Origin of the sequence: Arthrobacter sp. zg-Y20, assembly GCF_030142075.1 — a bacterium.
In the GTDB taxonomy this organism is placed as follows: Bacteria; Actinomycetota; Actinomycetes; order Actinomycetales; family Micrococcaceae; genus Arthrobacter_B.
This window is the reverse complement of sequence record NZ_CP126241.1, coordinates 3,410,351-3,423,007: the sequence shown is the minus strand read 5'-3', so window position 1 is coordinate 3,423,007 and position 12,657 is coordinate 3,410,351. Positions and strand designations below refer to the sequence as shown.

General features: G+C 66.2%; 13 protein-coding genes. 6 read left to right on the top strand and 7 right to left on the bottom strand.

Annotated elements, in window-relative coordinates; genetic code table 11:
* Positions 1–53 precede the first annotated feature (53 nt).
* Complete coding sequence (locus QNO06_RS16465; RefSeq protein WP_227912179.1) at positions 54–1,028, bottom strand: lantibiotic dehydratase C-terminal domain-containing protein; 975 nt, start codon at positions 1,026–1,028, stop codon at positions 54–56.
* 364 nt (positions 1,029–1,392) lie between these two features.
* On the opposite strand from QNO06_RS16465, the gene QNO06_RS16460 reads away from it, so the two are divergent.
* From QNO06_RS16460 to QNO06_RS16445, 4 genes are all read left to right on the top strand, one after another.
* Positions 1,393–2,943, top strand: coding sequence for an ATP-binding protein (locus QNO06_RS16460; RefSeq protein WP_227912177.1), 1,551 nt, complete (start codon positions 1,393–1,395; stop codon positions 2,941–2,943).
* 94 nt (positions 2,944–3,037) lie between these two features.
* A complete protein-coding gene (locus tag QNO06_RS16455; protein WP_227912176.1) occupies positions 3,038–4,183 on the top strand; it encodes a zinc-dependent alcohol dehydrogenase in 1,146 nt (381 codons plus the stop codon).
* Between the two features lie 16 nt (positions 4,184–4,199).
* Complete coding sequence (locus QNO06_RS16450) at positions 4,200–4,775, top strand: hypothetical protein (protein ID WP_227912175.1); 576 nt, start codon at positions 4,200–4,202, stop codon at positions 4,773–4,775.
* Positions 4,776–4,866: 91 nt separating this feature from the next.
* Positions 4,867–5,475, top strand: a complete 609-nt coding sequence (locus QNO06_RS16445; protein ID WP_227912172.1) for a DnaJ family domain-containing protein — start codon at positions 4,867–4,869, stop codon at positions 5,473–5,475.
* Positions 5,476–5,487: 12 nt separating this feature from the next.
* Here QNO06_RS16445 and QNO06_RS16440 read toward each other — a convergent pair whose 3' ends face one another.
* From QNO06_RS16440 to QNO06_RS16425, 4 genes are all read right to left on the bottom strand, one after another.
* A complete protein-coding gene (locus QNO06_RS16440) occupies positions 5,488–6,528 on the bottom strand; it encodes a hemolysin family protein (RefSeq protein WP_227912169.1) in 1,041 nt (346 codons plus the stop codon).
* The gene (locus tag QNO06_RS16435) at positions 6,521–7,882 is read right to left on the bottom strand and encodes a hemolysin family protein (protein WP_227912168.1); all 1,362 of its coding nucleotides are present in this window, start codon (positions 7,880–7,882) and stop codon (positions 6,521–6,523) included. The genes QNO06_RS16440 and QNO06_RS16435 overlap by 8 nt, the downstream gene beginning before the upstream one ends.
* 201 nt (positions 7,883–8,083) lie before the next feature.
* On the bottom strand, positions 8,084–8,233 hold the full coding sequence (locus QNO06_RS16430) for a hypothetical protein (RefSeq protein WP_227912167.1): 150 nt from the start codon (positions 8,231–8,233) through the stop codon (positions 8,084–8,086).
* A 165-nt stretch (positions 8,234–8,398) separates the two neighbouring features.
* The gene (locus tag QNO06_RS16425) at positions 8,399–8,911 is read right to left on the bottom strand and encodes a CarD family transcriptional regulator (RefSeq protein ID WP_227912165.1); all 513 of its coding nucleotides are present in this window, start codon (positions 8,909–8,911) and stop codon (positions 8,399–8,401) included.
* Between the two features lie 424 nt (positions 8,912–9,335).
* Here QNO06_RS16425 and QNO06_RS16420 point away from each other — a divergent pair, with 424 nt between their 5' ends.
* Complete coding sequence (locus QNO06_RS16420; protein ID WP_227912163.1) at positions 9,336–9,830, top strand: FBP domain-containing protein; 495 nt, start codon at positions 9,336–9,338, stop codon at positions 9,828–9,830.
* Positions 9,831–9,878: 48 nt separating this feature from the next.
* Here QNO06_RS16420 and QNO06_RS16415 read toward each other — a convergent pair whose 3' ends face one another.
* On the bottom strand, positions 9,879–10,466 hold the full coding sequence (locus QNO06_RS16415; RefSeq protein WP_227912162.1) for a TetR/AcrR family transcriptional regulator: 588 nt from the start codon (positions 10,464–10,466) through the stop codon (positions 9,879–9,881).
* Between the two features lie 67 nt (positions 10,467–10,533).
* On the opposite strand from QNO06_RS16415, the gene QNO06_RS16410 reads away from it, so the two are divergent.
* Positions 10,534–11,700 carry an MFS transporter gene (locus tag QNO06_RS16410; RefSeq protein ID WP_227912161.1) on the top strand — a complete coding sequence of 389 codons (1,167 nt, stop codon included), beginning with the start codon at positions 10,534–10,536 and terminating at the stop codon, positions 11,698–11,700.
* Here QNO06_RS16410 and QNO06_RS16405 read toward each other — a convergent pair.
* Entirely contained in the window at positions 11,697–12,536 is an 840-nt protein-coding gene (locus QNO06_RS16405; protein WP_227912160.1) for a formate/nitrite transporter family protein, read from the bottom strand. The two genes, QNO06_RS16410 and QNO06_RS16405, sit on opposite strands and share 4 nt — an antisense overlap.
* Positions 12,537–12,657 lie beyond the last annotated feature (121 nt).

Genomic DNA, 12,657 nt, shown 5'->3' with positions numbered 1-12,657 from the left:
GCCACCGGGCCCCGTTACCGTTACGGACAGGGCCCGGCGGGGCTAGGCGTCCGCTAGAGCGTGTCGCTCATTTCGACTTCCTTTTCCCGGCTCCAGGTTCGCGCGTAGACACCGATCAGGGCTTCCTGGCGGAGGGTGAATCCGAGCCGGTTCAGCAGGGTATGCGCTTGATAGACGGTCAGGTGCTGGGCGCTGCGGCTGGCGCCGGCCTTGTCCGCCCGGTACAGGTAGGTGTCAATGGCCCGCAGCCAGCGGCGGCGCCAGTTCGCGACGGCGGATTCGGACGCCGTTGCGACCATCAGCCGGTGGACCGGCATGAGCTGTGCCTGTGCCTGGGCTCCGGTGGCCTTCTGCACGCCTGCCGCCCGGGGGTCCGAGGCCGTGCAGCTGTGCAGGTGGCTGTCCCAGTAGTATTCCCAGGAAACCCGGCGGCGGTCCGGCCAGGTGGACGCCCGCGGCCCTTTCATCATTGCGTAGGCGGAATCGAACAGCAGCAGCGAGGCCAGGGCGGAGCGGTTCTGCGCCTTCGCAAAGCGCGCCGTGGCCCAAAGGCAGAGATCCGAGGACAACTCAAAGACTTCCTCGGCCTGGGCGAGCCCCTCCACGCCGCCGTAGCGGGCCAGGTCCGCTTCGACCCAGGGAAGCAAAGGCTCGGTTCCAACCGTCCGGTCCAGCACCGGCTCGCTGAATTCCTGTGCCACCGCCATGCTGCGGACGGGGTCCCCGGCTTGCTCCTGCAGGGCCCCGAGGAGGGACTTGAGCCGGTCCAAGGCCTCCGTCGGGGCCAGGACACGCAGCCGAACCTGCGCGTTGGGCGGTTGCATGCGGCGGGTAAAAAACCATCGCCGGGTGCCCCAGAGCCTCGCCTGGGCAACTAGGGGAGTTACCAGTTCACTGATAATGCGGTCAGCCAAATCGAAACCGCCGGCGTCAATGGACAGATTCCACCATAGGAGATCGGCGGCGGGCCGGGGCGAGGTGCGGGAGGGGGTGCGGGAGGAGGTGCGGAGCGCGGCTGGCTGGCTCATGGCCATCCTTTCGGTGCTGTTCATGCTGGGCCACCCCTGCCGGAACACCTTCTCGCAGCATGTCCCGGGAAGGAAGTCTTTCCCAATCCGGGGACCGTGTCCACAGCCCGCGGAACCTCTCCGCGAAGACTGCTGTACCCCCTCCCAGATGGCCCGAATTGGAGTAATATCACCTGCCCGGATGCTGGTGGGAAGCGGCCACCGGACGCGGTTCCCGCCGGGGCAAGCCGCGGGTTTGCCGTGTCACATTCATGGTGCCGGGAAGCAGCCTGATAAGTTCACTTACCGGCGAATTACGAAACCGCCGGGTGCGCCTGTTTCCGCAGCGCGCTGTAGATATCTGTTCTTTCCCCAAAGGTCCGGCATGCATATTTTTTCCCGCGGCTTCCCGCGCATTGGCGGGCGGCGGCGGCGGTCCGTCCCGGATCTTTCCACGCTTTTCCACCAGTCTCCCTCCGGATATGTGGTCCTTTCCGCACGCGGGGTGATCGAAGAGGCCAACCACTCGTTTGCTGCCTGGACCGGCCGGAACCGCAGTGCGCTGGAAGGTACCGTTTTTACGGACCTGCTCGCTCCGGAAGACCTGCTCGAATACCAGCGCTGGACGGCGGCCCTCAGATCCGGAACCGGGCCGGTCCAGAACCTGGCGGTGGACTTCCACGGCCCGGACGGTGAGCGGCTCCCGGCCCTGATCGCCGGGGCACGCAGCCCCGGGCGGGGCCTGGACCTGATCAGTGTTCTTCCCGAAACCGGGCGGCGCCGGTATGAACGGGACTTGGTGGAAGCCCTGCAGCAGGCCGAAGCCGCCGAAGAAGCCCGCGGAGCGGCGGAACTGCGCGCCCGCGAGCGGGAATCACTGCTGCACGCGGTGCTGGACACCGTGGATGTGGGCGTGCTGGTGGTGGACCGGGACGGCCGGGAAATCCTTGCCAATGCGCTGATGGAAAGCAGCCGCGCCGGGGCAGCCACCGGAGATATTGCCGGCCCCGGCGGTTCCGAGTGGCCCGTCTACGGCCCGGACCGGGTTACTCCGCTTCCGGACAGCAAGCGCCCCATCCGGCGGGCCGTTTCCGGGGAGTCCTTCGCCGAGGAAATCGTCTGGGTCGGTACCGGCCAGGGACAACTGGCGGTCAGCGTCTCGGCCCGCTCCGTCCGGGGCGGCGGCGGATTCAAGGGATCTGTCCTGGCGTTCAGCGACGTGACGCAGCTGGTCCGGGCGTTGACGGCCCAGCGTGAGTTTGTAGCCAATGTGTCCCACGAGCTGCGCACTCCCCTGACGTCGATCCTGGGCTATCTCGACATGGCGTTGGATAGCGGCGAAAACCTGGCCGAAGACGTCCGTTCCGCCCTGCAGACGGCGGTGCGGAACGCCGAGCGGCTGCTGCAGCTGGTAACGGACCTGCTCTCGGTGGCCGCCGGGAACGAAACCGTGGAGGCCAGGGAAGTCGACCTCGCCGCCGTCGTGCGTGCTGCTGTCGATTCCTTTGGGCCGCGCGCCCGGGTGAACGGGGTGGAATTCAAGGTTGACCTGCCGGGCGACCTTTCTGCCGTGGCCGATCCCAGGCGGATTGGGCAGGTGCTGGAAAACCTGGTCTCCAACGCGGTCAAGTATTCGCCCGACGGCGGCGTGGTGCAGGTGAGCGCGCGGGTTGAAGCGGGCATGGCAGTGATTGAAGTTGCTGACAGCGGCATGGGGATGTCCCAGGAGGAGCAGGAGGCAGCCTTCACCCCGTTCTTCCGCTCGGGACGGGCGCTTACGGCCGCCATTCCCGGTGCAGGCCTCGGTCTGGTGATCAGCCGCCGCATCGTGGAAGAGCACGGCGGCAACATCCGGGTCCGCAGCGAGCCGGGAGCCGGAACGCTCTTTACCGTGAGTTTGCCGGTGGCCGGACCGGATACGGACTTGCAAAGCTAGTAAGTCTGCTTATGGTTAAGGTGCCCGGGGCGCGTCCCGGAGGGACGGCAGTCCCGCGCAGCTGTTGATCCGGCAGAACTGAGGAGGCAGGCCCGTGCGAGCAATGGTGTACCGAGGACCCTACAAGGTTCGGGTGGAAGAAAAGCCGCGGCCCCCCATAGAGCATCCCAACGATGCCATTGTCCGGGTCACCCTGGCCGCCATTTGCGGCTCCGACCTGCACCTTTACCACGGACTGATGCCCGACACCCGGGTTGGCCATACCTTCGGCCACGAATTCATCGGTGTGGTCGAAGAGGTCGGACCCTCGGTGCGGAACCTGAAGGTGGGGGACCGTGTGATGGTGCCGGCCAACATTTACTGCGGCACCTGCTATTTCTGCGCCCGCGGGATGTATTCGAACTGCCACAACGTGAACCCGAACGCCACCGCCGTTGGCAGCCTGTACGGCTACTCCCACACCACCGGCGGATACGACGGCGGCCAGGCCGAGTACGTGCGCGTTCCCTTCGCGGACATCGGGCCTTCCTTGATTCCCGACTGGATGGACGAGGAGGATGCCCTGATGTGCACCGATGCGCTGGCAACAGGCTATTTCGGCGCGCAGCTGGGAGACATCGTGGAGGGCGACACCGTGGTGGTTTTCGGTGCCGGCCCGGTGGGCCTCTACGCCGCCAAGTCGGCGTGGCTGATGGGTGCGGGGCGGGTCATCGTGATTGACCATCTGGACTACCGGCTGGAAAAGGCCCGCATCTTTGCGCATGCCGAAACGTACAACTTCACCGAGTACGACGACATTGTGGTGCACATGAAGAAAATCACCGACCACCTGGGCGCCGACGTTGCCATTGACGCGGTGGGCGCCGAAGCGGACGGCAACTTCCTCCAGCATGTCACCAGCACCAAGCTCAAGCTCCAGGGCGGTTCGCCCGTAGCCCTGAACTGGGCCATCGACTCGGTGCGCAAGGCGGGGACCATATCCGTGATGGGTGCCTACGGCCCCATGTTCAGTGCCGTGAAGTTCGGCGACGCCATGAATAAGGGGTTGACGCTGAATATGAACCAGACGCCCATGAAGCGGCAGTGGCCGCGGCTGTTCGAGCACATCAAGGCCGGATACCTGAAGCCGAACGAGATCATCACGCACCGGATTCCGCTTGAGCACATCGCCGAGGGGTACCACATGTTCTCGGCCAAGCTGGATAACTGCATCAAGCCCGTGATCGTCCCCGGTTCCTGAAAGGAAGCACCCAACCATGGCCTATACCCCGCAGAAACCGGCCCTGACTCCCACCAGTGATGAACTGCGCGCACGGATCCCGGGCTGGGGCGCGGACCTTGACCCGAAGGACCGCCCCGCGGTGCCCAAGCTGCAGTTCGACCCCACCCTCAGCGGCGCCCACTGGGAGTTCCCGGAGCGCCAGGAGGAGAAATATCCGCGCGAACGTTCCATTGAGCATAAGTTCCTCACTCCCGTGTTCGGCACGTCCTGCCCGCCCAAGGGACTGTCCGGTGTGATGCGCCGGTACGCCTACCGCCGGTTCAGCGAAGCACGGGCGGCACATTGGCTGATCCTGCTGGCAGCGGACCGGGTTGACGCGGTGGAAAGCCATCTGGCCTCCTTCCTGACCCTGCATCCGGACAATCCCGTGACCGAGACGGGGGTGCTGAGCGAGTTCTCCCGACGCGGGTATTCCTCCCGGGTCGGACGGAAGCGAGCGGATGTTAACCATCAGTGGATCGACCCCATCCTCATCGGCGGACCGTGGCTGCTGGCCGGTGCAGGGCTGGCCGCGGGCATCGCGGCAGCGGTACGCCGGCTGCGCAGCTAGGCATTGGGGTTGCGTTGCCTGCCTCCGCCCCCCGGCGGAATACTGGTGGGGACGCAAAACGGAAGCCGGACGGGTGAGGCGGTGAGAGGTCATGGAAGGCAGGGGTGTTGAACAGTACCGGCGCCGGATGGAACGCGCGGCACAGCTGAGGGCGGCCGGTGCCGGGGGCGGCCTGGACCCGGAGGACGTGGAGCAGGCCGCGGCTGAAGAGGAACTGCAGCACAAGCGGCGGCAGGTGGACGACGCCGCACGTGCGGACTACCTGGTCCGCGACGCTATGGCGCGCGGCGACTTCGACAACCTGAAATATGCGGGCAAGCCCATCCCCGGCCTGGGCGATGGCCATGATCCGGACTGGTGGATCAAGGGACTGCTGCAGCGTGAAAACGTTACCGGCCTGGGGCCTGCGGCCATCCTGCTGCGCACCGAGGACGCGGAACTGGATGCCCGTCTGGACACCCGGTGGAGCGAGCGGCAGGTCCGCGAGATCCTGGAAGACTTCAACGCCCGGGTCATCAATGCCCGCCGCCAGCTCGAAGGCGGGCCGCCCGTGGTGACCAGGACCCGCGACGTCGAGCAGGAAATGCTGCGCTGGCGGGAGCGGAAGGCTGCGGCCGGGGCGGCGGAAGAGGCGCAAAGAGAAACCGCCGCCCCGGAAGCGGAGCGGCGGCGGTGGTTTCGGCGGAAGCGGCGACGTTAGCCCGGACCCGGCCTAGACCGTGGTGGCGTCGTGGACTTCGCCCACAAGCTCTTCGATGATGTCTTCCAGGAAGAGCACGCCGGTGGTGTTGCCCTTGGCGTCGAAGACCCGCGCCACGTGGGCGCCGGTGCGGCGCATGGTGGCCAGTGCGTCCTCCAGTTCGCCTCCCCGGTACGCCGAGGCAAGCCGGCGGATGCGCTTGGCCGGCACCGGCGCGGCGAATTCATCCGGACCGGTCAGGTCCATGACGTCCTTGAGGTGCAGGTAGCCGTCCGGGTCGCCGTCCTCGTTGGTCAGGATGTACCGCGAATAGCCGTGGATATCCACGGCCTGCTGCAGGTCCGCCGGCGAGGCCGTTTCGGGCAGCAGCACCATCTGAGCAATGGGAACCTCGACGTCGGCCACGGTCTTTTCAGTGAACTCGAAGGCCGCCGTCAGGGTGCCGCTGCGGTCGGTGAGCACGCCGTCGCGCGTGGACTGCTCCACAATGTTGGCAACTTCGTCCAGCGTGTAGGCACTGGTGGCCTCGTCCTTGGGCTCTACCTTGAAGAGGCGCAGCACACCGTTCGCTATACCGTTCAGGGCCCGGATGACAGGGCGGACAATCCGGGACACCATCACCAGCGGCGGGGCCAGCAGCAGTGCGGCGCCGGTGGGAACCGAGAAGGAAATGTTCTTGGGCACCATTTCACCCACCACCACGTGCAGGAAGGTCACCAGCAGCAGCGCCACTACGAAGGCAATCATCCCGATGGCGTCCGCGGACAGGGAGGTCAGGCCCAGCGGGATCTCCAGCAGGTGGTGGATGGCCGGTTCCGAGACGTTCAGGATCATCAGGGAGCAGACGGTGATGCCCAGTTGGCTGGTCGCCAGCATCAGGGTGGCGTGTTCCATGGCCCAGAGGGTGGTTTTGGCGGCCTTGCTGCCGGCCTCGGCCTTGGGCTCGATCTGGGAGCGGCGGGCTGAGATGACGGCGAACTCGGCACCCACGAAGAAGGCGTTGTCCACCAGCAGCACTACGAGCCAGATGATTCCGGGCAGGTATTCACTCATGGGTCAGGTCCTTGGTCAGTGAGTCGACAATGCGGTCATGGGCACTTACGGGCGCCTCCAGGGAACCCGACGGCGTGAACCGCAGCCGCTCAATGTGGTTGCGGACCACCCGTTCGACGCGGAGCGTTCCGCTGCCGATCTCCACTTCGTCGCCGAGTTCGGGAATGCGGTCCAGTTCATCGGTGACGAATCCGGCGATGGTGTCGTACTCCTCGCCGTCCGGTACCTCGATGCCCGTGCGGTCCAGCAGTTCGTCGGGCCGGAGTGCGGCGTCAAAAGTGATGGCCCGGCCGGTGCGGACCACGCCCACCCGGGCGCGGTCGTGTTCGTCCTCGAGCTCGCCGACAATTTCCTCGACCAGGTCCTCAAGGGTCACAATCCCCGCAGTGCCGCCGTGTTCGTCGGAGACGATGGCCACCTGCAGGCCCTGGGCGCGCAGCAGCCCCAGCAGGGTGTCCGCATCCATGGACTCGGGCACGTGCATCGGTTCCACCATCAGCTCGGCGGCGGTCACGGAACCTCGGCCGGCCAGCGGAACTCCGAACGCCTGCTTCACGTGCAGCACCCCGAGGATGTCGTCCGAATCGCGGCCGATCACGGGGAAGCGGGAGTAGCCGGTGGCGGTGGCAGCGGCCACCACCTGTTCGGCCGTATCCGTGCCGTGAACCGTATGCATGCGGACGCGCGGCGTCATCACATCGGCGGCGCTGTGGTCCGCGAAGCGCAACGTGCGGTTCAGCAGCACGGCATGGTCCAGGTCCAGCACGCCTTCAAGGGCTGAGCGGCGGACCAGGGAACTGAGCTCCTCTGCGCTGCGCGCACCGGAAAGTTCCTCTTTGGGCTCAATGCCGAAGGACCGGATGATCGCATTGGCGGTGTTATTGAAAAGCAGGATCACCGGCTTGAACACGGTGGTGAACACTGCCTGGAAGGGAACCACCAGCTTCGCCGTGGCCAGCGGCAGCGCAAGGGCGAAGTTCTTGGGCACCAGTTCACCGATGATCATGGAGAAGATGGTTGCCAGGAAGATGCCGGCCACGGCGCCGATTCCGGGCACCAGGGCGTCGGGAATACCCAGCGCCGCAAGCGGGGTGGCCAGCATGGAGCTGATGGCCGGTTCGAAGGTGTAACCGGTCAGGAGGGTGGTCAGCGTGATGCCGAGCTGCGCGCCGGAAAGATGCGTCGAGGTAATCTTCAGCGCGTTGATGGTGGGGTTAAGCCGTTTTTCGCCCTTGTCCCGGCGGGCTTCAAGCTCCGCGCGGTCCAGGTTGACGAGTGAAAACTCGGACGCGACAAACAGTCCGGTGCCGACGGTGAGGAGCAAACCTACGCCAACCATTAGCCATTCATACATGGGGCTGCCCCTCTCTCGCGATAGCCGGTGCAGCCGGAGCGGACACGGTCTGCATTGCGGTCAGGACGGGGAGGGGCAAGGGTTTATGTGAGGGAGGGTCATCCATAGTCCAAGGAATATTACAGGATGCGTCTGGGCGCGGTTCCAAGGATTTTTCCAGCCGGAGCCGGAGCCGGAGCGGGGGCGGGGGCGGGAAGTGGACTACCGCCGGCCCTGCCCGTAGCTGGGCTCGCGGTTGGTGGAACCGGCCACGCGGTGCTGGCGCACCAGGCAGAACGGATCATAGATCTCGATCCCCAGCCGGCCGGTGCCGGGCATGGGCTGGCAGAAGCAGGTGCAGGGAAAGTTCACGGCCGCCTTTCCGGGTCCCTGAAGGCGCAGGACCCTCGAAGATCTTCTGGTGACTCCGGACGTGTCCCGTGGGGACGGAATCCGTCCTACTTTCCTTGATACAACCAAGGTGCGGCCCGTGCCAAAACGGGCCCGGCGCTGGAAACCGGCGCCGGGCCGCGCCGCCTAGCTGTTGGCCAGCTCTGCCTCGCCGGCAGCTTCCATCAGCACCGAGTCCAGCATCTCTCCGGCTTCTTCAGCGGACGCCGAACGGGCCAGGGCCAGCTCCGAAACCAGCAGCTGCCTGGCTTTGAGGAGCATCCGCTTTTCGCCGGTGGACAGCGGGTGCGTCCGCTCCCGGCACCAGAGGTCGCGCACCACTTCAGCGATCAGGTGCAGTTCGCCGGTGGCCATTTTGCCCTCATTGGCCTTGAAACGGCGGGACCAGTTGTCCGGTTCCATCCCGGCCGGTCCGCGCAGCACGGTGAACACGGCCTGCACGCCGGCGTCGTCAATGACGCTGCGCACGCCAACGTCTTCGGCATTGTCCGAAGGTAGCTTGATGGTGAGTTCGGTGGCGTGCACGCGGAAGGTCAGCGTTTCGCGTTCAATCCCCTTGACGGTCATGGGGGAGATGTCGGTAACGGTGACGGCTCCGTGGTGCGGGTACACCAGCGTCTGCCCAACGGTGAAATCCAAAATGACGTCCCTCTGTTCAGGTGGTTCCGAGTTCAGGTGGTTCCGAGATGCGCGGGCTCCCAAAGACCGAGAAACCAGCCGAGCCACCACTGGTGGCGGCCTGACGGACGGGCAATAGAGAAGGAGTCGTATTCCAGGCGAGGAGGTGCATAACTGCGGGGAAGGGTTGACTTTCAGCCGTACCGCTCCCGTTTTGTGCCCTCACGCTGTGCCGCTAGCTTATCCCCCCTGCGCAAGTCCCCGGCATCGGCCCGCCGCCGCCGGTTGCTAGGATGGCGGCGTGACCAACATGATGTGCGCGCGCTCTGCCGCCGCGGAAGGGCAGGTGGGCCCCGGGCCCTGCACTGCGTCCTCCGCTGCCCGCTGCCCCTGACGCGCCCCCGCGGCGCGCCTTTCCCAACCGCCGAAAGTGCTGCCGAACATCATGGAACCCCTGTCTGAAACGACCATCCGCAAATCCTTCATCAACGCCACCCGCTCCGAGGTGGCTGCCATGAACCTGCCCATCGGGTTCGAGAACATCAATTGGGAGATCCTCGACCAGCTGGGTTGGCGGGACCACAAAATGCCCCAGCGCGCCTATCTGGTGCTGCCCTTGGACGGAAAGCCGGTGGGAGTGCTGCTGCGCGCACCGGAACTGAGCGCCCCGAAGAACCGGCGGGTGCTGTGCGCCCTCTGCCAAGATGTGTTCTCGGAGGAGGAAGTCTTCCTCTACGTGGCACGCCGGGCCGGCCAGCGGGGCCGGGACGGCAACACCGTGGGCACCCTCATCCATGCTGACTTCACATGTTCGGTCAACGTGCGGGCAGACGTTGCGCCCACGCCCATCCATCCGGATCCGGATGCGGTGACCGCAGAGCGGATCCAGGGACTGCGCGGACGCACTGAGCTGTTTGTGCGCAACATCCTGGCGAAGTAGCGCGTTTCCCCGGCTCATCCACCGCCTCCGCGGGGAGGGGCCGGGGGACTACTGCCCCGGCAATTCCCGGTCCAGGAGAGTCCAAGCAGCTGTGCGCGCCCGGGCTGCCGGAGCTGCGGGCGTCCCGCGCAGCAGGCTGCTGAGGACTCCGTTGTATAGCAGCAGGAGCAGTTCCGCGACCCGCTCCGGGTCCTGGCAGCGGGCTTCGCGTGCCAGGTCCGTAAGCCGGCGGGTAACCAGGCGGGTGTCTTCAGCTACAAGGTCGAAGACGGGATCACTTGCCCCCTCCGCGGGGACAGGCCGCTCGGAAGCCGTGGCGAGGAAGCAGCACCACTGTGTGGGGCCGGCCGCGGCACGGAACGTGTCCACGGCGTCGAAGATTGCCACCAGGCGCTCCCTCGGGGATTGGGCCGCGGCTACGGCTGCATCCCAGTGGGAGGTCCAGGACTCAAGCCGGCGGGAAAGCACGGCGTGGAGCAGGTTGTCCTTGGCTCCGAAGTGCTTGTAGAGGGTCACTACGGATACCCCTGCCGTCGCCGCCACGGAGTCAACCCCCGTGGTGGCAATGCCGTCGGAAAAGAACAGTCCTTCGGCGGCGTCGAGGATACGGTCCCGGGTGGGCTGGGGGAGAGGCATACCGCTAGTGTAACGTTCGTTTCAGTGAAACGAACGTTTAACTGGCGACGGAGGCAATGTGCAGCAGGTGGGGATTCGTGTGCAGGGCGGCGCGGGAGCAGGCGTGGCGGCGGCCGGAATGCTGTTGATTGCCGCCACCTATGGCATGGCCCGTTTCGGTGTGGGGCTGTTCGCCCCGGCGTTGTCAGCGTCCCGGCCGCAGCTCGTTGATGTGCTGGGTTGGGCCGCCGCTGCCCAGTTCACTTCCTATTCGCTGGCGGCCTTGGCTGCCGCCCGGCTGGTGGACCGCTATCCACGGACGGGCTTGGTGTTGGCCGGCGCCACCGCAACGGCGGGCTGCCTGGGGGTGGCAGTGGCCACGGACCCGATGATGTTCATCCTTGCGGTTCTCGTGGGAGGGCTGGGAGGCGGTTTCGCCTCCCCGGCCCTCGTTCCGGTGATTGACGCGTTGGTGAAGCCCGAGGCGGCGGCCACGGCCCAGTCCGTTGCCAACGCCGGCACAGCAGTGGGCGTGATCGGGGCGGGTGTGGTTGTGTTCGCCGTTCCATCCGTAGGTGCCGCCTGGGTGCTGATGGCCCTGATCTGCGCAGGATCCGCCGCGGCCGCACTGTACCCGGTGCGCTCGCGCAACGCTTTGGCAGCCCGGCCAGGTAGCCAAACCGCACGGCAGGAGGAGACCTCCGGGCCGCTGGCCTGGCGGGCGTTGCTGCTCCCGGCGGCCGCCGCCCTGGTGGTGGGCGCGGGGTCCTCCCTGACCTGGACTTTCGGCCCGCTGCTGGTCACTGAGGCCGGCGCCGTCTCCGGCGGTCAGGTTGGTTGGTTATGGATTGCCCTGGGCGCCGGCGGGCTCCTGGGAACCTTCACCGGCCATCTGGTGAAACGCATCGGGCTGCACAGCGGGTGGTGTGCCTGTGCCGGGTTGCTTGCTCTGGCCACCGCCGCCGTGGGTCTCTCCGTTGCCACGGCCAACACCGCGGCGGCCTACGCCGGCATGGCGGTTTTCGGGGCAGGCTACATGGCAATGTCGGCCGTGCTGATCCTGTGGGCCCGGTCCGCGTGGCCGCAGGACGCCGGGGCCGGCACCTCGGTGCTGTTTATCGCGCTGGCCACCGGGCAGGCGCTGGGGTCCGCCGCCATTGGCGCCGCAGACTGGAGCCCCGTTGCCCTGGCGGCAGCAGCTACCGCGTTTTGTGCCGCCGGCGGCACAGCCGCACTGGTACGCAAGCGCAGCTAGGCGTCCCGGTGGGCGGCGTCGGGGTCCTCCGGCGCGTCGCGGCGGCGCTGTGCCAGCAGCTCCTTGGTGCGCACCAGGCGCAGGGCGGTCACCAGCACCAGGCCGCCCACCATGTTGAACAGCAGTGTGTAACCGAACCAGCCCAGCCACTGCAGGTAGGTGATTTCCGCCCCGGACTGGAGGGCACCGAAAATCAACAGTGAATCCAGGATGGAATGGAACAGCTGCAGGCCGGCCAGCAGGAATCCACCGATAACCGTGGCGACAATCTTCGCAGGATCCGAAGACGTGCCTTGCTGCATCCGGCTCATCAAGGTGATGGTGCTGCCGCCCAGGATCGCCAGGGCCACGGTTTGGAGTGAAAACGGTGCTTCGGTGAAGTGCTTTGCCGATTCGGCTACGGTGGGCGCCCACTGGGGAAAGGCCTGCATCACAATCCACATAAAGACCCAGCCCCCGGCCAGGTTCGCCACCAGCGTGCCGGCCCAGAGCTTGGCGAGCTGCTTGGCGCTGCCTTCCTTGGCCGCAACAGCAGCCACCGGCATCAGGAAGTTTTCGGTGAAGAGCTCGCTGTGCGCCAGGAAAAGAGCAATAAGGCCCACGCTGAAGGCAATGCCGGCCAACAGGTGGTCACCCGTTTCATGCATCACGGCCAGGTATGCCATCACTCCGAGGCCTACTTCGAGGCCGCCGAACACCCCGGTGATCAGGATGGTGCGGAAGGTGCGGTGCAGGCGCTCGGCACCTTCCGTCACAGTGTTCTCGAATGACTCCTGGAGTTCGTCCTCCACGGGCGCCTCGGAGGAGCCGATTTCCCTGCGACGTTCCTCGCTCATATATGTCCTCTCCGGTGCAGCGAAACTGCACCTACGTCATAAGCCTACTGATGAACTGTTGCGCAAAGCCGTACACGTGACGCACAGTTTCGGAACAGGTTCAGTCGGCCCGGGCCTGCAC

Excerpts from the sequence above, each read along its gene's own strand:
- QNO06_RS16465 (WP_227912179.1), bottom strand. The coding sequence starts at position 1,028 with ATGAGCCAGCCAGCCGCGCTCCGCACCTCCTCCCGCACCCCCTCCCGC.
- QNO06_RS16460 (WP_227912177.1), top strand. The coding sequence starts at position 1,393 with ATGCATATTTTTTCCCGCGGCTTCCCGCGCATTGGCGGGCGGCGGCGG.
- QNO06_RS16450 (WP_227912175.1), top strand. The coding sequence starts at position 4,200 with ATGGCCTATACCCCGCAGAAACCGGCCCTGACTCCCACCAGTGATGAA.
- QNO06_RS16445 (WP_227912172.1), top strand. The coding sequence starts at position 4,867 with ATGGAAGGCAGGGGTGTTGAACAGTACCGGCGCCGGATGGAACGCGCG.
- QNO06_RS16440 (WP_227912169.1), bottom strand. The coding sequence starts at position 6,528 with ATGAGTGAATACCTGCCCGGAATCATCTGGCTCGTAGTGCTGCTGGTG.
- QNO06_RS16435 (WP_227912168.1), bottom strand. The coding sequence starts at position 7,882 with ATGTATGAATGGCTAATGGTTGGCGTAGGTTTGCTCCTCACCGTCGGC.
- QNO06_RS16420 (WP_227912163.1), top strand. The coding sequence starts at position 9,336 with ATGGAACCCCTGTCTGAAACGACCATCCGCAAATCCTTCATCAACGCC.
- QNO06_RS16415 (WP_227912162.1), bottom strand. The coding sequence starts at position 10,466 with ATGCCTCTCCCCCAGCCCACCCGGGACCGTATCCTCGACGCCGCCGAA.
- QNO06_RS16405 (WP_227912160.1), bottom strand. The coding sequence starts at position 12,536 with ATGAGCGAGGAACGTCGCAGGGAAATCGGCTCCTCCGAGGCGCCCGTG.